Annotated in this window: 18 protein-coding genes and 1 riboswitch; of the genes, 8 read left to right on the forward strand and 10 right to left on the reverse strand. The window is 56.7% G+C overall.

Annotated features, from left to right (window positions below; genetic code table 11):
- Positions 1 to 14: 14 nt before the first annotated feature.
- The 6 genes from TH3_RS03000 to TH3_RS03025 all read right to left on the reverse strand — a co-directional run bounded on the left by TH3_RS03000 (position 15) and on the right by TH3_RS03025 (position 6,122).
- Positions 15 to 1,466 carry a serine hydrolase domain-containing protein gene (locus TH3_RS03000; protein ID WP_007091244.1) on the reverse strand — a complete coding sequence of 484 codons (1,452 nt, stop codon included), beginning with the start codon at positions 1,464 to 1,466 and terminating at the stop codon, positions 15 to 17.
- A 103-nt stretch (positions 1,467 to 1,569) separates the two neighbouring features.
- Positions 1,570 to 2,739 carry an MFS transporter gene (locus tag TH3_RS03005; RefSeq protein WP_007091243.1) on the reverse strand — a complete coding sequence of 390 codons (1,170 nt, stop codon included), beginning with the start codon at positions 2,737 to 2,739 and terminating at the stop codon, positions 1,570 to 1,572.
- 114 nt (positions 2,740 to 2,853) lie between these two features.
- Positions 2,854 to 3,429, reverse strand: coding sequence for a helix-turn-helix transcriptional regulator (locus tag TH3_RS03010; RefSeq protein WP_007091242.1), 576 nt, complete (start codon positions 3,427 to 3,429; stop codon positions 2,854 to 2,856).
- Between the two features lie 66 nt (positions 3,430 to 3,495).
- Positions 3,496 to 4,071, reverse strand: coding sequence for a 16S rRNA (guanine(966)-N(2))-methyltransferase RsmD (gene rsmD, locus TH3_RS03015; protein WP_007091241.1), 576 nt, complete (start codon positions 4,069 to 4,071; stop codon positions 3,496 to 3,498).
- 6 nt (positions 4,072 to 4,077) lie between these two features.
- Positions 4,078 to 5,403 carry a pseudouridine synthase gene (locus TH3_RS23500; protein WP_076519496.1) on the reverse strand — a complete coding sequence of 442 codons (1,326 nt, stop codon included), beginning with the start codon at positions 5,401 to 5,403 and terminating at the stop codon, positions 4,078 to 4,080.
- Positions 5,400 to 6,122, reverse strand: coding sequence for a gamma-glutamyl-gamma-aminobutyrate hydrolase family protein (locus tag TH3_RS03025; RefSeq protein ID WP_007091240.1), 723 nt, complete (start codon positions 6,120 to 6,122; stop codon positions 5,400 to 5,402). The genes TH3_RS23500 and TH3_RS03025 overlap by 4 nt, the downstream gene beginning before the upstream one ends.
- Positions 6,123 to 6,386: 264 nt before the next feature.
- On the opposite strand from TH3_RS03025, the gene TH3_RS03030 reads away from it, so the two are divergent.
- Positions 6,387 to 6,839 (forward strand): nucleoside deaminase, encoded by a 453-nt coding sequence (locus TH3_RS03030; protein WP_007091239.1) that lies wholly within the window; start codon positions 6,387 to 6,389, stop codon positions 6,837 to 6,839.
- 47 nt (positions 6,840 to 6,886) lie between these two features.
- Here the strand turns inward: TH3_RS03030 and TH3_RS03035 are convergent, their stop codons facing one another.
- The gene (locus TH3_RS03035; protein ID WP_007091238.1) at positions 6,887 to 8,488 is read right to left on the reverse strand and encodes an OpgD/OpgG family glucan biosynthesis protein; all 1,602 of its coding nucleotides are present in this window, start codon (positions 8,486 to 8,488) and stop codon (positions 6,887 to 6,889) included.
- A gap of 186 nt (positions 8,489 to 8,674) precedes the next feature.
- Between TH3_RS03035 and TH3_RS22205 the strand changes: the two genes are divergently transcribed.
- Positions 8,675 to 10,036 (forward strand): adenylate/guanylate cyclase domain-containing protein, encoded by a 1,362-nt coding sequence (locus TH3_RS22205; protein WP_007091237.1) that lies wholly within the window; start codon positions 8,675 to 8,677, stop codon positions 10,034 to 10,036.
- A gap of 117 nt (positions 10,037 to 10,153) precedes the next feature.
- Here the strand turns inward: TH3_RS22205 and TH3_RS23250 are convergent, their stop codons facing one another.
- Complete coding sequence (locus tag TH3_RS23250) at positions 10,154 to 10,501, reverse strand: Atu4866 domain-containing protein (RefSeq protein WP_007091236.1); 348 nt, start codon at positions 10,499 to 10,501, stop codon at positions 10,154 to 10,156.
- 24 nt (positions 10,502 to 10,525) lie between these two features.
- Positions 10,526 to 11,272 (reverse strand): SDR family oxidoreductase, encoded by a 747-nt coding sequence (locus TH3_RS03050; RefSeq protein WP_007091235.1) that lies wholly within the window; start codon positions 11,270 to 11,272, stop codon positions 10,526 to 10,528.
- Between the two features lie 168 nt (positions 11,273 to 11,440).
- Between TH3_RS03050 and TH3_RS03055 the strand changes: the two genes are divergently transcribed.
- The 4 genes from TH3_RS03055 to TH3_RS03070 all read left to right on the forward strand — a co-directional run bounded on the left by TH3_RS03055 (position 11,441) and on the right by TH3_RS03070 (position 15,689).
- A complete protein-coding gene (locus TH3_RS03055) occupies positions 11,441 to 12,358 on the forward strand; it encodes an AraC family transcriptional regulator (protein WP_007091234.1) in 918 nt (305 codons plus the stop codon).
- A gap of 55 nt (positions 12,359 to 12,413) precedes the next feature.
- A riboswitch (cobalamin riboswitch) is annotated at positions 12,414 to 12,609 on the forward strand.
- 211 nt (positions 12,610 to 12,820) lie between these two features.
- The gene (locus TH3_RS03060; RefSeq protein WP_052268395.1) at positions 12,821 to 13,861 is read left to right on the forward strand and encodes an ABC transporter substrate-binding protein; all 1,041 of its coding nucleotides are present in this window, start codon (positions 12,821 to 12,823) and stop codon (positions 13,859 to 13,861) included.
- A gap of 8 nt (positions 13,862 to 13,869) precedes the next feature.
- Positions 13,870 to 14,910 (forward strand): FecCD family ABC transporter permease, encoded by a 1,041-nt coding sequence (locus TH3_RS03065; RefSeq protein WP_052268345.1) that lies wholly within the window; start codon positions 13,870 to 13,872, stop codon positions 14,908 to 14,910.
- On the forward strand, positions 14,907 to 15,689 hold the full coding sequence (locus tag TH3_RS03070; RefSeq protein ID WP_007091231.1) for an ABC transporter ATP-binding protein: 783 nt from the start codon (positions 14,907 to 14,909) through the stop codon (positions 15,687 to 15,689). Before TH3_RS03065 ends, TH3_RS03070 begins: the two co-directional genes overlap by 4 nt.
- Before the next feature lie 24 nt (positions 15,690 to 15,713).
- Here the strand turns inward: TH3_RS03070 and purD are convergent, their stop codons facing one another.
- Entirely contained in the window at positions 15,714 to 16,997 is a 1,284-nt protein-coding gene (purD, locus tag TH3_RS03075) for a phosphoribosylamine--glycine ligase (protein WP_007091230.1), read from the reverse strand.
- 113 nt (positions 16,998 to 17,110) lie between these two features.
- Here purD and xseA point away from each other — a divergent pair, with 113 nt between their 5' ends.
- On the forward strand, positions 17,111 to 18,754 hold the full coding sequence (gene xseA, locus TH3_RS03080; protein ID WP_007091229.1) for an exodeoxyribonuclease VII large subunit: 1,644 nt from the start codon (positions 17,111 to 17,113) through the stop codon (positions 18,752 to 18,754).
- Entirely contained in the window at positions 18,754 to 19,614 is an 861-nt protein-coding gene (locus TH3_RS03085; protein ID WP_007091228.1) for a M23 family metallopeptidase, read from the forward strand. Before xseA ends, TH3_RS03085 begins: the two co-directional genes overlap by 1 nt.
- The last annotated feature ends 29 nt before the right edge of the window (positions 19,615 to 19,643 follow it).

Raw genomic sequence — 19,643 nt, forward strand, 5'->3', positions numbered from 1 at the left:
GATCCACGGATCCCTTATTCCGCGACCTGACGGGCACTTTCGACTTCTACGGTCGTATCCCCGTTGCGGGCGACAATATCGGGAAACAGGGCCGCAATCGATCCGACAAAGCGACGCAGATCAAAGGCATCTCTGTCGCGCGTCAGTCCCAGACGCACGATCACCAGTTCCTTTGATGGAATGATGCTGATCGATTGTCCGTCATGACCAAGGGCAAAGAACGCGTCATCCGGAACAGGCGGCCCATCGTCACGCAGATTTCCATCGCTGTCGCGTGCCCCCGGAAGTTCAAGCCACCAATGTGCGCCATAGATGCCGTTTGGTGCGGCGGGGGCCGGGGTGATGGAATAATCGACCCAACCTGCCGGCAGCAGGCGTTCATCGTTCCAGATGCCATCCTGCAGGAACAATTGGCCAATCTTGGCCCAATCGCGCGCGGTGGCATGCATGAAGCTCGACCCGATGAAATAACCGTCCTGATCTGTTTCAATGACGGCATTGCCAATGCCAAGCGGCCGGAACAGCAAATCAAACGGAATACGCTGATAGCTTTGGGACGAGCCACTGATATTGCGCATCGCAGCCGACAGAATGTTTGTCGCCCCGGAATTATAGGCAAAGACGGTGCCTGGACTATGTTCAAGCGGGCGGGCAACAGCAAATCCGGCGGCTGCCGGTTCGACAAACAGCATCTGAACCACGTCCGATAACGGGTTCCAGTAGCTTTCATCAAATGCCAGCCCGCTGCTCATATGCAGCAATTGGTCATAGGTGATAACCGAACGCGGATCGTTAAGCTGTGATTGCCATTCATTGATCAGGACCGGGCCGTCAACGCCGGGGAGCATATGTTCCTGCTGCATGCGGCCAAGCAGGGCATTGAAGACGCTTTTGGTCATTGACCAGCCGGGCAGGGGGGTGCTGGCGGTGATGCCCGGCGCATAACGTTCGGCAATGACCTTGCCCCGGTGCAAAACAACAATAGCCCGGCTGCGCCGCGAGGCATTGGTGCCGGGTTCGTCCATGGCGTCTGCAAGAATGGTGCTAAAGGCGCGCCGGTCGATATTGCCGGGCACGGATGCCGTTCGAAGCGGCTGGGTCGGGATCGGGCGAAGTAACGGGCTTGTCGTGCGAAGCTGTTCTATGCGTGCCGGATCATCGGAAAGTGTGCAGCCCAGATTGGGCCGATAAACAGCAATCCGTTTGCGAAAACCGAATGCATGCGCGCTGACCGTCTGATGACGCAAATCGACATTGGCGGTAATCAGCGACAAAGCAGGATTGTTATCGGCCAGAACATCTTCTTCAAGTGCCCGGTTCGATGGCAGGCCATTCACAAAAATGGCCGAACACATGATTTTGGCCGTATAGCCCGCGCCGACCGGTGCCAGCCAGATAAAGAACGCGGAAATCACAAGAATGCCAAGCAATATCATGCCGATAAAGGTGGCTTTAATCCAGGTCATTCCGTTTCCCTTGCGCCGGGCGTTATTTGCCCTCTGCTTTTGTCAGGCAAAGAGGGTCGCCTGCTTTGCGGGATAGGTCAAGACAGCGCATTGTATAGTCGGACTAATCCGCGGTTACGATGCGGACCGGGCGGTATCGAAGCGAAATGACAAATCCCGCAAGGTAAAATCCGGCCAGCAGAAATGCCGCCCCCTTCCAGCTTGCCCAGTCGATCATCGCACCGGCGACCGGTGGAACAATCACAACGAAAATCTCGGCAAACTGGGCCAGCATCCCCTGAAGGGCGGGCATCGAAAGATCGCGACCGGCAATGCGCGGCAAAAGGGCAAAACATGTCCCGGCAACCGATCCCTGCCCGATATTGAACAGGATTAATGCCAAGATGCTGATCACGATGTTCTGACTGACAAACAGGGCGAAGATGGCGGCTGCCATCACCGGAAGGCCGATGGCAAGGATCCGGCGGCCCGGGACATCGCGGCCCAGAAACATCCCGGCACCGACGCTTCCGATAATGTTTCCGGCAATCGCGGTGGTGCCGATGATGGCGGCAGCCACAGGAATGCTGATTGAAAGATTATCGGCCATCATGGCGGGCATGAACGCAAGGGCGGCGGACGTTGCCCCGGCAAAGGCCGCGAATGTCAGCGCAACCTGCATCGCCGGACGGGATTTCAGGACGCCGGAAATACCCGATGTCAGGGACCGGTTGAAATGCTGGTCGCTCGGTTTGGTCAGCAACATCAGGGCAGGCAGAAGAACGGCAACCGGGACGGTGCAGGCAACAACCGCCATGCGCCAGTCAAGCCATGCGACAATCGCGGCACTGGTCCAGTTCCCCATGGCAATGCCGACCGGGATAAAGGTGCCCCAGATGCTCATGGCCATGGCGACGGTTTTCGGATTGCCCAGATTGGCCATCCAGCTTGGCGCGCCCACCACAATCAGAAGATATCCGATACTGGTGACAAGGCGCCCGACATAAAGCATTCCGGTGTTTGATGCTGTTGCAAAGATTGCGGCCCCGATGATCATCATGATGCCGCCCAGAAACAGCGAACGGCGTAACCCGGCCTGTGCGGCCCAGACGCCTGCGGGAATCGCAAAAAGGGCCCCTGCCGCCGTGATCAGCGATGCGACAAGACCGAACTGCGCCTGGCTCAGATCAAAACCGGCACGAAGATCGGGGGCAATCGGCCCCACCAGACCAACCTGCATCGAGGCAGTCAATCCAAGGCCATACAGAACAAAAATTGCAAAAATCGGTGGCATGAGGGGGCAATCCGTTACGTCAGCAAACTGTCTGGTCGGGGCAAACCAGAAGAACGGATTTCTTTTAGCTGAAACCCGTTGCAACGATCCACGTATGAAATATGCGCGAAACGGCTATGCAGGTGGGTGGTCAAAGCCGGTCGTCAGACGAACGGCGGTACCATCGGACAGGAAAAAACGTTCCCACAGGATGAATTTATCGACAATCGGCATCGGCGGGCCGTTGCGCCCGGATGTTGCGAAACTCAGGTGATCGGCCTGATCTTCGTGCCAGCCCATATGATGCAGGCGTTTTTCCGCCTGTGCGATTTCCGGCGTGGCAAAGCGCCAAAGCGATGTGCCAAGAAGATCACCAGAATCCCGTTGCCATTCCTTTTCGCGCGGTCCCGATGCGCACAGCAAACGATGGCTGCGATCCTCGATCAGATGAACACGTTGCCGCGAATGGATCACCAGCCGTTTGATCGCCTGATCCAATCGGAAATTGCGGTTGCGCGTCATCATCTGATGCAAAAGGTCGATCTGAAGCGGAGCGGGGTTTTGCAAACCCTTTTCCCAGCGCGATACGGTTGCCTGTGTCACGCCGACAATATCGGCAAGGCGTGCCTGTTTTATCTCGCTTTCGCGGCGCCATTGGCGCAGGCGGCGACCAAATTCAGGATCGGGTGCTGTCGGGGTCAGTAACTTCATTGCTTAAAATCGCCTGACATTTCGAAAGGCAGCCCACAATAACACAGCCGGGAAATCAATAAAGGTTCAGGACGCAGCGCCAAGGCGATAGATATCGATCTGGCAGCGGCCATATTTGCGGCTATCAAGGGTTTCAAGGCCGTCGACTTCCGGTGCCGGTTCGCGCGGATCGCGTTCGGCAATGATCAGCGTTTCATCATTGATCCAACCGGCATTTGCCAGTCCCGTAATACTGGGGCCAAGCAAGTCCTTCTGATAGGGCGGATCAAGAAACACCATGCTGGCCGGTTCGGGCGCGCGTGGCGGTTTGGTCGCGTCGGCACGTTGAACGCGGGTTTTATCACCCAGTTTCAGATCGGCGATATTCTGTTCGATGGCGGCCAGTGCACCGCGATCAAGGTCAAAGAAAACCGCCTTTTGCGCACCGCGTGAGATGGCTTCAAGGCCGAGCGCCCCGGAACCGGCATAGGCATCCAGAATAAGCCCGTCATAAAGCGGGTTCTGGTCGTCCTCGTACCAGCGCGATGCATGTGTCAGGATGTTAAACAGGGCTTCGCGAACGCGATCCAGTGTCGGGCGTGTATCGCGCCCAGTGGGGGCGGTCAAAAGCCGCCCGCGAAGACTTCCGCCAACAATCCGCATTCTGCCTTAACCCTTTTTGCCGCGCGGACGATTGCCCGCCGGTTTCGATCCGCTGCGTCCCGCCGGGCGGTTGCCGGGTTTGCCATCGGCAATGCTGCCGCGGTTGTTGCCACCGGTATTGCCAGACGGCTTGCCGCGACCCCCACCAAACGATTTGCCGCCATCGTTGTTACGTTCACCACCGGCTTTGCCACCGGGCGCATAACGCCCGCGGCCTTTGTTGGCTGGGCGGTTTGTATTGTCGCGATCATCAAAACGATTATCCCGGTCGTTTCGAGCGCCGCGATCATTACGATCATTGCGGTCATTGCGATCTTCGCGGTTTTCCCGCGCAGGGCCGCTACGCGATACTTCTCCGCGTGCGACGGCCGGTTTGGCGCGATTACCCGGACGTGTCCGGTTTTCAAAGCTGTTCTCGGTCCGGGTGTCATCGGTGCTGGCGTTTGGGTTGCCGCCCTGCTGGCGGCGGCGGGGGGCGGCGGGTTTGCCAAACACGGTACGCGGTGCCTTGGGACGGCCGGTGCCGCCGCGCGCGACCGATTTCTTTTCGGAAACCTTGCTGTAATCACCCTTGAAGAACGCGGCCAGCTGTTCTTTCATTACCTTGCCGGTGATTTCCTCGCAATCGCCAGGTGCCAGATTGCCCAACTGGAACGGGCCATAGGACACGCGCATCAAACGGGTTACCGGCCAGCCAAGATGTTCCATCACGCGGCGGATTTCACGGTTTTTGCCTTCGCGAAGGGTCACCGTCATCCAGGCATTGCTGTCTTTCTGAACGTCAACTTCGGCCTGAATCGACCCGTAATTGATCCCATCAACCGTGACACCGTCTTCAAGCTGTTTGAGTTTGGCCTCGTCAATCCGGCCATGCACGCGCACCCGATACCGGCGTGCCCAGCCGGTGGCGGGCAGTTCAAGATAACGGGCAAGCTCGCCATCATTGGTCAGCAGCAAAAGACCTTCGGAATTCAGATCAAGACGCCCGACCGAAATCACGCGCGGCATATAGCTTGGCAGATGTTCGAAAACCGTATCGCGGCCCTGCTCGTCGCGGTGGCTGGTGACCAGCCCGCGTTTTTTAAACAGACGCCACAGACGCGGCTTTTCCTTTTGCGGCAAGGGTTTGCCATTGACGTAAATTTCGTCTTCGTCGGTGACGGTCACGGCCGGGCTATCAAGCACCTTGCCATTCAGCTTCACCAGACCTTCCTCGATCATGCGTTCGGCGTCGCGACGCGAACAAACACCGGAACGGGCAATGCGTTTGGCAATGCGTTCGGGTTTGCTTTCTTCGGTATCTTCGGTCGGGCTCGGGGTCTGGTCGCTCATTTGCGGGCCTCGGAAATCAGGGCGTCGAAGATTTTCGCATCGCCCGAACTGATATGAAATTCGGGATGCCACTGCACCCCGAGACAATAACGATATCCCGGATGTTCAATCCCCTCGATCACACCGTCAGGGGCAAGGGAATTGATGATCACGTCGGGGCCAACCTTATCCACGGCCTGATGATGCGCGGAATTGACCGACAGGCTTTTGACATCGCCGACAATGCGCGAAAGCAGGGTATCGGCTTCGACGGTCACATCATGCCCCGGCTCGTTGCGCGGGTTGGGTTGTTCATGCGCCAGGCAATTTTCAACACTGTCTGGGATATGCTGGATCAATGACCCGCCAAGGATCACGTTCAACAATTGCTGCCCGCCGCAAATGCCCAGAACCGGCATGTTGCGTTTAAGCGCACCTTCGGCCATCGCCCATTCAAACTTGGTGCGGCGGTCTTTGGTGATCACCGTGTCATGGCGTTCTTCGGCCCCGAATAGGCTGGGATCGACATCAAACGCACCGCCAGTAACCACAAGCCCGTCAATCAGATCCAGAAGATCGGGAACCAGTTCCACCTCGTGGGGTAGGGGCATCGGAATGCCCCCCGCCGCCGTGACCGCACCGGCATAGTTTTCACGCAGCGCATACCACGGAAATTTGGAATAGCCACCGGGTTCCTCGGAATCAAGGGTAATGCCGATGATCGGTTTTCTGGCACTCATGATCTGTCAAATCCCGTTGGTGGTGGCAGTTGGTCGCTATGTTTGCTGGCGATGCCATGAATTTGGCCGGAAACTAACCCCGGTGCGTTAGAAGGGCAACGGCAATTCACGCATATGTGCAATCGGTCGCGATCTTATCACCGCTTGACCGATCCTTGCACAGATTGCAATCTCATATGCTTAACGCCCGATAAAAAACAAAACAAATCAAACCCGCAATGTGCCTGTTGGGGGCAATTGCTTTTCCGGGATGGAAAACAGATCATGAGCGCAGACAGCTTTATGGATATGGCGCTAGATGAGGCGCGCGCCGCCGCAAGGCGCGGTGAGGTGCCGGTTGGTGCGGTTCTGGTCGATGCCGACAGTGGCGAGGTGCTGGCACGTGCCGGCAACCTGACCGAGGAACTCAATGATCCGACAGCCCATGCCGAAATCCTTGTGATCCGTGCCGCTGCGGGGGCCAAGGGCGAACCGCGTCTGCCCAATTGCGATCTGTATGTCACGCTGGAACCTTGCCCGATGTGTGCCGCCGCCATTTCATTTGCCCGCCTGCGGCGGGTTTATTTCGGGGCCTATGATCCCAAAAGCGGTGGCATCGATCACGGTCCGCGCGTGTTCGAAAGCACAAGCTGCCATCACCGCCCCGAAGTCTATGGCGGGATTGGCGAGGTCGAGGCGGGCAAGCTTTTGAAGGATTTCTTTGGGTCGCTGCGCTAAGTTCCAAGACCAAAAGGAAAGGCCCGCCAATTTGGCGGGCCTTTGATCTATTCTCTGGTCTGCCCCCGAAGTCCCGGCAAATGCTGATACATCCAGGTTTCGCTAAGCGGAGCATCACCGCGTTTCAGATACATCCGTAAATCAACCGGCTCGTTGCCCTCGACTTTAAGGTCAAACGCCGCACGCCAGATGCGGGTATCCATGATCGGTTCGATCTTGGTGCGGACAATTTCCCCGCGCGAGGTTGAAACGACAATCTCGGGGAACTCGCCATAGGCCAGGGTTCCAAGGATTTCCCCCTCGAATTCGACTGAGAATTTCAATTCGTCCTTCGGGCGGACCGTGCCGGGATTGCCGCCGCGGCCCATACGGGTGGCGGTCGCATGGGCAAGCTTGTCCATCGGGAACGGATTCTGTGCCTGCCAATACAGGCGATAACGGAACTGATAGCTATTGCCCGCCTTGGCCGGAGCATTCGGCACCCAGAAGGCACCGATATTGTCATGAATTTCATCGTCGGTCGGGATTTCGACAAGCTGCACGGCCCCGTCTTCCCACGCGCCAAGCGGTTCGACCCACAGGCTGGGGCGGCGGTGATAACGCACACCGTCAAGATAATGGCTGACTTCGCGGTCACGCTGCATCAGGCCAAAACCACGCGGGTTTTTGTCACCGAATGCTGATGTGCGGATGATTTCCGGATTGTTCAACTGACGCCAGATGCGTTCGCCGTTCCCGGTCCAAAGCTCCAGCCCGTCGCTGTCATGGACTTCGGGACGCCAGTCAAAGCGGAACGATTTGTTCTGTTCGGAATACCAGAACATGCTGGTCAGCGGTGCGATGCCAAGGCGTTCGATATCCTTGCGCAGGAACAGGTGTTTTTCAACATCCATCGTCACACCTTCGCCGCGCGTCAGATAGAACCGGTAGGCACCCGTGATGCTGGGGCCATCCAGCAGGGCATAGACCGTGACCGGGGCATTGGCCGATTTCGCGGGCTCGATATAAAATTCGCGGAAATCGGGGAATTCTTCGGGCTGGGACGTTGCCGTATTGACGACAATACCGCGCGCAGACAGGCCATATTGGCCTTCATCGCCAATCGCACGGAAATAGGACGCGCCAAGAAACGCTGCCCAGTCCTGGGTTTTCCAGTCATCACGTTCGACATTTTCATGCAGACGGAACCCGGCAAAGCCGCTGTTTTCCGAAAGCTTGCGCGCGATGCTGTCTTCGGGCATGTCGAAATAGTCCGGCGTATAAACCACTTCGCGCGATTTGCCGCCATCCACCAGATACATATGCACCGGTTTGGCAAAATACATGCCCAGATGGAAGAAGGTCAGCGGATAGGTGCCCGAACCATCGGCGTATGGCGAAAATTCGCGCTTGTAATGCAGCTTGCCATGAATGTCGTAATCGATCTTGCCGACAATTTCGGGATCGGGGGCGACAGGCGGCTCGTAAGGCGATTTTGCCATGGCTTCGGCGCGTTTGATCAGGGCGTCAAAGCTGAAGCTTTGCGGTTCGCCAAGATCAAGTTTTTCGTTCGCGGCCGAGGCACCATTGACCATCGACATGCCCGGCAGGATCAGCCCGGCAGCGGCCATGGATTTCAGAAATCGTCTGCGTTCCACAGAAGTCGTCATCAATCAGGTCCCGTTAATTTAAGATGTCCGGAACTATACCGGACAGTGTGGACGTAATCGGGATAAAACATGGCGAATTCAAGATCGTAATATCTGCATTTTTCGCATGGCGGTATGCCAGATGTCTGCCTAAATAAACTTGCAATCATTGAAATGGCGAGGTCGCCATCGCAGAAAGGCATGTTCATGCAGCAAACCGTTATGGGAAAGCCCGGGCAGACAGCCATTTTCCATCAGGCGGAACAGAACGGTCTGCGACTGGCGATCAAGGGGCGTCTGGTCGCGCTGATCCTGATGGGGGTCTGGCTTGTGGCGTCGCGGTCGGGTGACCCGTTACGTGCCATTGAATATCTGATTGCGCTTGGTGTCTTTGCCGGGTTTGGCATCATCCATTACCGGATTATCGGATCATCCTATGACCGGAACTGGATCAAGTATCTGTTCATTGCACTTGATATCGGGTTCCTGTCGCTTCTGATTGCGACCCAACCGGTATTTGACAATGTCGATCTGCCCCAGGCGGTGATTTTCCGCACGCCGATCTTCCCATTCTATTTTATCGTTGTTGGTGTTGCGGCGTTCAGTTTTTCGCCCGGCCTTGTTTTATGGGCCGGTATGTGCGGGGCGGCCGGGTGGCTTGGTGCGTTTCTTTATGCCATCCGCGATATGGATAAGACCTATGACTGGCAGGATATCGGCACATCTCCCGATACCCAGACTTTTATGACCTATTTCTTCAGCCCCGATTTTATCGGTGCCTGGAGCCGCGCACAGGAAGCCCTCTCGCTGGTTGTTGTTGCCATTCTGATTGGTCTGGTCATGTGGCGTGCGCGCCATACGGTGCGCCGCCAGATCAAGGCGGAACAGGAACGTAGTGCCATTTCCGATATTTTCGGACAATATGTGCCGCCCGCCATTGCCGAAGTGCTGATTTCCAAACGCGGATCGCTGGCCCCGGTCGAGCGTGAGGCAACCATCCTGTTTGCCGATCTGGCCGATTTCACCAAGCTGACCGAAACCATCGGTCCAAAAGGTATTGTCGAGGTTCTCAATACCTATTTCGATGCAGTGTCACAGATCATTACCCGTCATCATGGTGTGATTACCCAGTTTCAGGGCGATGCGGTACTGGCGACTTTCAATGTTCCGGTCGAGGATGCCGACCATGCCAGATGTGCCGTGCGGGCCGCACGCGAGATTTCCGATCTTGTGCAAAGTCGGGATTTCGCCGGGATTCATGTGCGTACGCGTATCGGGATATGCACCGGGACGGTGATTGCCGGCAGTGTCGGTGGGGGTGGGCGTCAGAACTATACCGTGCATGGCGATACGGTAAATATGGCGGCCCGATTGGAAGTGATGAACAAGGAACTGGGAACCGACGTTCTGATTTCTGCAACGACGGCACAGTATCTGACCGCAGAAGATTTTCGCAAGATCGGGCAGATGGATGTTCGCGGACTTTCCGAACCGATTGATCTGTTTACCTTTGCCACGGCTGATGAACGGAATGTCGTGACTGGCAATGTGCCCGTTACAGCGACCTGATTATTGGCAAAGTTTTCGCGCATGAAAATGAAAAAAGGAACGGCATCCATTCGATACCGTTCCTTGCGGGTTCTGCGCCGGGGTTAACCGGTGCAGCGGGGTTTTAAAGCCTGAATGCTATTGTATGGGCTGGCGATACATCACCATTCCTGCGTGATACAGAACACCGTCTTCGAAATATCCGTCGGCGGTAAAGCCGGTATCATCCCAGTAATCGATATGATTGCCGGAAATTTCATAACGTCCCTGATAGGCAGACGGGCGATTGCCGCGCGCCTCGTCATAACGTCCGTTGGCCAGCAATTCCTGACGGATATTGCCATCAGCCGTGACCCACATGCCAACATAGGGATGCGGGTCGTTCGATGTGGTTCCGGACATGACGGTTTCCTCCTGTGCGGTGGCGGTGCTGGAAAACAGCATCAGAAGACTGGCGATAGAAGACGCAAACATATGACGTGCCATGCGTGCCTCCTTGGGCGTTACGGGTCAATATGCCGATGCGGTCGGGCGCACGATGATCTCGTTGACATCGACGCTTTCGGGCTGGGCGATTGCGTAAAGCACCGACCATGCAATGGAAATCGGGCTGAGTGCGGTTTTGCGCAGTTCACCGAGAAACCCTTTGGCATTGTCATCGGTAATGTCGTTGCCAAGTTCTGTTTCGGTAACGCCCGGCGAAATGGTGGTGACGCGGATATCGCGGCTTTCCTGACGCAGGCCATCGGAAATCGCCCAGACGGCATATTTCGTGGCGCAGTAAACGGCTGCAGTCGGGGATACCAGATGTGCGCCAATGGATGCGGTATTGATGATGTGGCCGCTACCCTGTTCCTTGAACAATGGCAGGCCGGCGGCAATGCCATTCAGGACGCCGCGAATATTGACGTCGATCATCTTGTTCCACTCGTCAATTTTCAGTTCGGCAAGCGGCGACAGGGGCATGACACCGGCATTGTTGAAGATCACATCAACGCGGCCATAGGTGTTTTTGGCGAAATAGATCAGTGCTTCGACGTCGTCGGCATCGGTGACATCAACCGCGCGACATGTGGCGGTGCCGCCTTCGGCCTCGATTTCGGCGACGATGGAATGAAGCTTTGCCGTGCGTCGGGCCGCAAGAACGACCTTTGCACCGTTTTCGGCCAGAAGTTTTGCCGTGGCCTCGCCAATTCCGCTGCTGGCACCGGTAATGACGACAACCTTGTTTTCAACATTGTTGGACATAAGCGACATGACATCCTCCTTGTCTGGATCATGGCGCTTACTGTGATTGCAAATGGTGGCCTGATGAATACACAGAACTCTTGATCAATTGCCTGATTCTCCAGGCAGGGTGAAAACCGCTTTTCAGGATGGTTCTGGTTGCTATAGTTCATATTAGGGAAATAAAGGAGTTTGGCGATGCCTGTGTTTGAAGAGATGTCTGAACTGATTGACAGATACTGCGAAGGCGAAGGTGTTGCCGAGACGCCGGTAAAGGCGGTGCATCTGTATCGTGCGACCGGGCCGTCGATGAAAGTTCCGACAATCTACAAGCCATGCCTTTGCATTATCGCGTCAGGTGCCAAAGAGGTCACTCTGGGCGAGGCGGTTTTCAGTTACGCGCCCGGAAAGTATCTGGTGGCGTCGGTCGACCTGCCGATTGTCGGCTGTGTGACAAATGCCAGTGCAGCACTTCCGTATCGCAGTTTGTCGATTGAACTTGATGGTCAGATGTTGGGCGATCTTGTCACCCAGATTGATCTTCAGGTCGGCTCGGCATCCGAAAGCGATTGCGGGCTTCATGTCGATAACGCCAGCGATACCTTGCTGGATGCTGTGATGCGCCTGTTGCGCCTGTGTGATGAGAAAGACGATATTTCGGTGATGGCGCCGATGCTTCTGCGCGAGGTGCATTATCGCCTTCTGCGCGGCCTTCAGGGTGCCAGGATTGCGCAAATCGGCATGGGCGGCAGCAACATGCAGCGCATTTCCAAGATCATCCGCCTTATGAAGGACGATTTTGCCGCACCGCTTCGGGTCGATGATCTGGCGGCACAGGCGAATATGAGCCCGTCTTCCTTCCATCATCATTTCAAGCAGGTAACCTCCATGAGCCCGCTTCAGTATCAGAAACGCCTTCGCCTGACGATGGCGCGCCAGATGATGCTGACCGAAATGAAGGATGCGGCAACAGCGGCCTATGAAGTCGGATATGAAAGCGCATCACAATTCAGCCGTGAATATGCCCGCATGTTTGGCGCGCCACCGATGCGCGATGTCTCGGCGATCCTTGGGCGGCTGGGCGGCGATGGCACGGCGGCGGCGAACGCCTATTGAAAATTGTAATCATTGCGATTTATTCGCAATTGGCTTGACCGGCCTTCGTGACTATGTGACACCGATAGATGTCAGTATCCGATAAGGATAAAGGGAATTCGAAGCCGTCCGTGAAGACGGTTAACCGAAGCTGCCCCCGCAACTGTAGGCGGTGAGTGTTTCCTTCTGAAAGCCACTGGGATATTTCCCGGGAAGGCAGGAAAACACAACGACCCGCGAGCCAGGAGACCTGCTGACATAAATACGACGGACCGGGCGGGGTGCCCCGGAGGATGTCGGTATATGTCACCGTTCCGGGCGGGCTGAAAGCCATTGGACCGCCCTTGGATTCCGGCATTTCCCGCCATTTTTCAGCACTTTAGCCAGTCCCTTGACCATAGTAGCTTTGATGTTATGTTATAACATAACATTTATTGGTTTGGTATGTCCGGTCGGGAAATGAAATTCCCGATCAGCATATCCATGAAAGGACGCAAAGTGATTGAACTGAACAAAAAGGTTCTTGCAGTCGGGGTGTTTGCTGCAGGACTGGCTTCTTTCGCGCAATACGCATCTGCCACGGAATATCCGCTCACACTGGAAAATTGTGGTCGAACCCTGACCTTTGATCAGGCTCCGAACCGTGTCGTATCGCTTGGCCAAAGCAGCACTGAACTGCTTTATCTTCTGGGACTGGCCGACAGGGTGGTCGGAACGGCCGTATGGCTTGGCCCGGTGCAGGAACAGTTTCGCGACGTCAACGCCACCATTCCGCGTCTGGCCGACAACGATCCCAGCTTTGAAAGTGTGGTCGGCCAGAAACCCGATATGGTCGCAACCCAGTTCCAATGGCATATCGGCCCGAATGGCAAGGTCGGAACGATTGACCAGTTTGCCGAACTTTCAATCCCGGTCTATACCGCACCAGCCGATTGCGTCGGTAAGGACAACACCACGGGCGGTGACGGAACGCGGATTGATGCCTTTTCGATGGATCAGATCTATCAGGGGATAGCCGACCTTTCGAAAATCTTCGATGTCGAGGAACGCGGCGCAGATCTGATTGCCGATTTCAAAGCCCGCGAACAGGCTGCGCGCGAAAAAGTCGCCGCCGTGAATGGCAAGGGAATTTCGGCACTGTTCTGGTTCTCCAGTGCTGAAATCGATGTTGATCCGTTTGTTGCCGGGCAGAAAGGCGCACCGGCCTATGTCATGTCGATCCTTGGTGTGGAGAATGTCATCGACAGTGATGATGAATGGCCCACAGCCGGGTGGGAAACCATCGTACGGACCAATCCCGATATCATTGTGATTGGCAAAATGGATCGTCGTCGTTTTCCGGCCGATGACTGGGAACTTAAAATGCAGTTCCTGAAATCCGATCCGGTAACCCGTCAGATGAATGCGGTCAAAAGCGGAAATATCGTCGTCATGGATGCCCAGTCGATGAACCCGACCATGCGGACAATCGACGGCATTGAAACGCTGGCCAAGGCAATCGAGGCGTTCGAGGCAACCCAGTGATCGGGCCAATGATCGGGAATATCATTTCCAGCCCTGTTTTCATCAAACGCATCAGCGTGGCATTTGCCGCGCTGATGTTGCTGGCAGCGGTTCTGGCGGTTGCCGCATCGGTGGGCGAAACAGCGATCCCGGTGGGCACGGTGATCAATACGATTGCCAATCATTTGTGGGATGCCGGGTATCCGGTGGATGCGATTGATGCCGGTATAATCTGGAACTATCGGCTGAGCCGCGCCATCGTTGCCGCAAGTTGCGGGGCGGCCTTGGCCGTTTCCGGTGCGGTCCTGCAGGCGCTTTTGCGCAACAGTCTTGCCGATCCCTATCTGCTCGGCATTTCGGCCGGGGCATCGACCGGTGCGGTCAGCATCGTGATCCTAGGTCTTGGGGCCGGGATGCTTTCGCTGTCACTTGGTGCATTTATCGGCGCAGTGGCGGCATTCGCCTTTGTGACCCTTCTGGCGTTACAGGCCGGGCGCGGTACGGGTGCGATCATTCTGGCCGGGATTGCCGGATCGCAGATGTTCAATGCCCTGACATCCTTTATCGTCACCAAATCGGCCAGTGCCGAGCAGGCGCGCGGCATCATGTTCTGGCTTCTGGGCAATCTTAGCGGCGTGCGCTGGCCCGATGTGTGGCTGGCTTTACCCGTGGCTCTTGTCGGGCTTGTCGTGTGTCTTTGGCATGCACGCGCACTTGATGCCTTTACGTTTGGTCGTGAATCCGCCGCATCGCTTGGTGTGCCGGTCAGGCGGGTTTATGCGATCCTGATTGCCGCAGCCGCGATGATGACGGCGGTAATGGTCAGTATCGTTGGTTCCATCGGTTTTGTCGGTTTGGTGATCCCGCATGCGGCGCGCTTTTTTGTCGGAACGCGCCATGGGCTGCTATTACCGCTATCGGCATTGATTGGCGCACTGTTTCTGGTCTGTGCCGATGTGATTTCACGCGTGATCGTTCCGGGGCAGGTTTTGCCAATCGGGGTGATTACCGCCCTTGTCGGGGCCCCGGCCTTTGCCCTGATCCTGTGTCACGGAAGGATTTTGCGATGACCCTGGAACTGCGCGATATCGTCTGGTCTGCCGGTTTTCGCAAGATCATCAAAAATGTCTCGATCCGGGTTGAACCGGGCGAGTTTCTGGGCCTGATCGGGCCAAATGGGTCGGGAAAAACCAGTTTGATGTCGGTTTTGGCCGGTATTCGTCCACCTGATCAGGGGCGTGCGATGCTGGCAGGGCAGGACATGAAAAAGCATGGCCGTCGCAAACTGGCCCGGCAGATCGGCTTTGTCGAACAGCAGGCCGACACCACGGACCGCCTGACCGCGCGCGAGGCGGTGGCACTTGGACGCACACCTTATCTCAGCATGCTGTCGCCTTGGTCGGAACGCGATGATGCGATTGTGGAACGTGCGCTCGGCGATGTTGATATGACCCATCTGGCCGACCGGTTCTGGCATACGCTTTCGGGCGGTGAAAAGCAGCGGGTCCATATCGCGCGTGCGCTGGCGCAGGAACCAAAATTCCTTCTGCTGGATGAACCGACAAACCATCTGGATATCCGTCATCAGCTTGGATTGCTGGAACTGGTGCGTGAATTACCGGTGACCGTGGTGGCGGCCTTGCACGATCTGAACCATGCCGCGATGTATTGCGACCGGATTGCCATGATGCGTGACGGGGAACTGGTGGGGATCGGCAGTCCTGCCGATATTCTGACGACCCAAAATCTGCGCGATGTGTTCGGTGTGGATGCCACCATCGAACATGGCCCTAACGGGCAATGCGCGGTGCGCTATCACGCAGGCATGAAAAAAGACCGGGCTGCATGACCCGGTCTTTTCCAATTCAAAGGCTTACTTCTGTTCGCGGGCAATCGCGCGCCAGCCGATATCACGACGGCAAAAACCACCCGGCCAGTCAATGGCATCAACCGCTTCATAGGCGCGTTTCTGCGCCTCGGTCACCGACGTGCCACGTGCGGTAACGCCAAGAACACGCCCCCCCGTCGCGGTCAGTTTGTCACCATCCATTTTCGTGCCCGCATGCAGGACCTTGACCTTGTCCATCGCATCGGCATCGGCCACGTTTCTGATCTCGGTGCCTTTGTCGTAGCTGCCCGGATACCCCTTGGCGGCCATGACAACGACCATGGCGGTTTCGTCATGCCATTCGGGTTTGACGGTATCGAGTTTTCCGGTTGCCGCCCCATCAAGGATATCAAGCACATCCGATTTCAGACGCGTCATCAGAACCTGGCATTCCGGATCGCCAAAACGGATGTTGTATTCGATCAGTTTCGGATTGCCCGCATCGTCAATCATCAGACCGGCAAACAGGACGCCCTTGAACGGATGGCCTTCGGCGGCCATGCCCTTGACGGTCGGAACAATGATCTGTTCCATGACCTTGTCCTCAACCGACTGCGTAAAGACCGGGGCGGGGGAATAGGCACCCATACCACCGGTATTCGGGCCGGTATCGCCCTCGCCGACGGCCTTGTGATCCTGTGCGGCAATTAGCGGAATGACGTTTTCACCGTCACAAACCGCAAAGAAAGATGCTTCTTCGCCGGTCATGAATTCCTCGATCACCAGCTCCGCACCGGCATCGCCGAATTTGCCACCAACCATGCATTCGTCAATCGCGGCAAGGGCTTCGTCAACTGTCTGGCAGATCGTCACACCCTTGCCCGCGGCAAGCCCGTCGGTTTTGACAACAATCGGCGCACCGTGCTTTTCAACAAAGGCCCGCGCATCGTCGGGCGTGGTGAAACGGCCATAGGCCGCGGACGGGACGCCAAACTTTGCCACCATGTCCTTCATGAAACCCTTGGAGCCTTCAAGCTGTGCCGCCGCCTTCGAACAGCCAAACGATTTGATGCCAGCCGCATCCAGCGCATCGACAAGGCCCGCGACCAGCGGGGCCTCGGGGCCAACCACCACCAGATCGACCGCATTGTCGGTGGCAAATTTCACAAGCCCGTCAATGTCGCTATCTGAAATGGCGATACATTCTGCTGAATCGGCAATCCCGGCATTGCCCGGCGCACACCAAAGCTTGGTCAGTCGCGGGCTTTTGGCAATTGCCCAGCACAATGCATGTTCACGTCCGCCACCGCCAACGACCAGAACCTTCATGATTTTAACCTCGATTACGTGTCCGACTGCTTGATGGTCCAGACGGGATGAACTAGGCTTGCACCCCATCCCGCTTGAAAATTTATGCGGGCTTTTAGCATAAAGTGCCCTTGATGACGCAAGATTTGTTCGACCCGTTCGCCCCCATGCCCGAAGAACCCGCGAAACCGGGAAATCTACCGGAATTTTCGGTCTCCGATCTTTCCAATGCGCTTAAACGCACGGTCGAGGATGCGTTTTCGTTTGTGCGTGTGCGCGGCGAGATTTCCGGCTTCAAGCGCGCAAGCAGCGGTCACATGTATCTGGCCCTCAAAGACGATCAGGCGGTGCTGGACGGTGTTTGCTGGCGCGGGCAGGCATCCAAGCTTGGCATCGCACCCGAAGACGGCATGGAAGTCATTGTAACCGGCAGATTGACGACATTCCCTGGGCGATCAAAATACCAGATTGTCATCGAAACGATGGAGGTTGCCGGCGAAGGTGCGCTTCTGAAACTTCTGGAAGAACGCAAAAAGAAACTTGCCGCCGAAGGACTGTTTGATGCGGATCGCAAAAAGCCGATCCCGTTCCTGCCCGATGTCATCGGGATTGTAACATCCCCGACCGGGGCGGTGATCCGCGATATCATGCATCGTTTGCGCGAACGTTTCCCGCGCCGGGTTCTGTTATGGCCCGTATTGGTACAGGGAACCGGTGCCGCCGAACAGGTCGCGCAGGCCGTGCGCGGTTTCAATGATCTTTTGCCCTATGGCAATATTCCGCGTCCCGACGTCCTGATTGTTGCGCGCGGTGGCGGGTCGTTGGAAGACCTTTGGGCATTTAACGAGGAAATCATTGCCCGCGCGGTGGCGGAATCCGACATTCCGGTGATTTCCGCAGTCGGTCATGAAACCGATACCACCCTGATTGATTTCGTGTCGGACCTGCGTGCGCCTACTCCGACGGGGGCGGCGGAAAAGGCCGTTCCGGTGCGGCTTGATTTGATTGCTCAGGTCGAGGAAGACGGGCTTCGTCTGACGCAGGCGGTCCGTCGGCTTGGTGTGGAAAAACGCACCGCCCTTGAAAGTCTTGCGCGTGGTCTTGGCGATCCGCGCCGGATGCTTGAGGAACGCAGCCAGACCCTTGATAACTGGGCCGACCGGCTGCCTCGTGCGGCAGGCAGTGTCTTGCAGCAGGCGCGCGCACGCCTGAACGAAGCCGGGGCACGGTTGGTTAGCCCGCGTGAACAGCTTTCAGAAAAACGCGGGCGATTGGAAAATGCCGGTCTGCGACTGGATGGGGCGATCAAATCCGCCATCCAGATGCAAAAGGCACGTCTTGATCAGGCCGCCGCCGGACTTCGCCCGGCAAATGCCAGACGCGATATCACACGCGACCGCAAACAGATCGATGATCTGGCCGGTCGGATGCAGGCGGCGGTTAAAAATATCCTGAACCGCGAAGCCGAAGGACTGGCGCGGTATGATCGTCTTTTGGAAAGCTATTCGTATCGCAATGTTCTCAAACGCGGCTTTGCCGTGGTGCGCGGTGCGGATGAAGGTTTGATTGGCAAAGCATCGGATTTAATTGCCGGGCAGGGTTACATTCTGGAAATGCAGGATGGACGTGCCGATGTAACAGCAGGGACGTATTCCTCTGGAGCATCCGAGGCGGCACCGGTTGCCACGGTCGCGCCGAAATCGGCTGCCAAACCGAAACCGGCCCGGAAAAAAGACCCGGCCCCCAAAGATGACGACAGGCAAGGGAGCCTTCTGTAATGCGTTTCGCAATGAAGATGTTTTTGGCGGCAACCGGTTTGATGGCGTCATGCGTTGGGGCAATCGCGGCCGAGCCGACCTATCAGGGCCAGTTTGTTCAGGGCGGCATCGTGTTCGGTCAGGCCGAACCCGGAAGCAGCATCCTTCTGGATGGCAAGGCGATTGATACGATTGGCCCGGACGGGGCGTTTATCCTTGGCTTCCCGCGCGATTACGAGGGGCCGGCGAAGCTGACACTGCGCAAGGCTGATGGGGCAGTCGAAGAATATGCCTATGACATCGGTGATCGTGAATTCGATATCCAGCGGATTGATGGCCTGCCGCCCAAGATGGTGACGCCGGACCCGGAGGTCATGGAACGGATCAGGGATGACTCGCGTCAGGCCCGCGAAGCCCGCGTCGAACGGTTTACGCAGGAATTTTACAAGAACGGCTTTATCTGGCCGGTTCTGGGCCCGATCAGCGGTGTCTATGGATCGCAACGCATCTTGAATGGTGAACCGCGCGCCCCGCATTGGGGGGTGGATATTGCCGTTCCCACCGGCACACAGGTCGTGGCCCCGGCGGACGGGATTGTGACGCTGGCGCATCCCGATATGTATTTTTCCGGGGCGACCCTGTTTATTGATCACGGGCTTGGCATGGTTTCGGCCTTTTTGCATCTGTCGGAAATCGATGTGAAAGTCGGCGATGTCGTTCGGCAGGGTGATCCGATTGCCAAGGTCGGGGCAAGTGGCCGGGCAACCGGACCGCATCTGGATTGGCGGATCAATGTCGGGGATGCCCGTGTTGACGCCGCCCTGCTTGTGCCGCCGATGGAAGATGCACAAAAGGCCGCGAAGGTGAAGGCCAGCAATTGATGACGAATAAACAATAAGGAACCTCTGCC

This window comes from Thalassospira xiamenensis M-5 = DSM 17429, assembly GCF_000300235.2.
In the GTDB taxonomy this organism is placed as follows: Bacteria; Pseudomonadota; Alphaproteobacteria; order Rhodospirillales; family Thalassospiraceae; genus Thalassospira; species Thalassospira xiamenensis.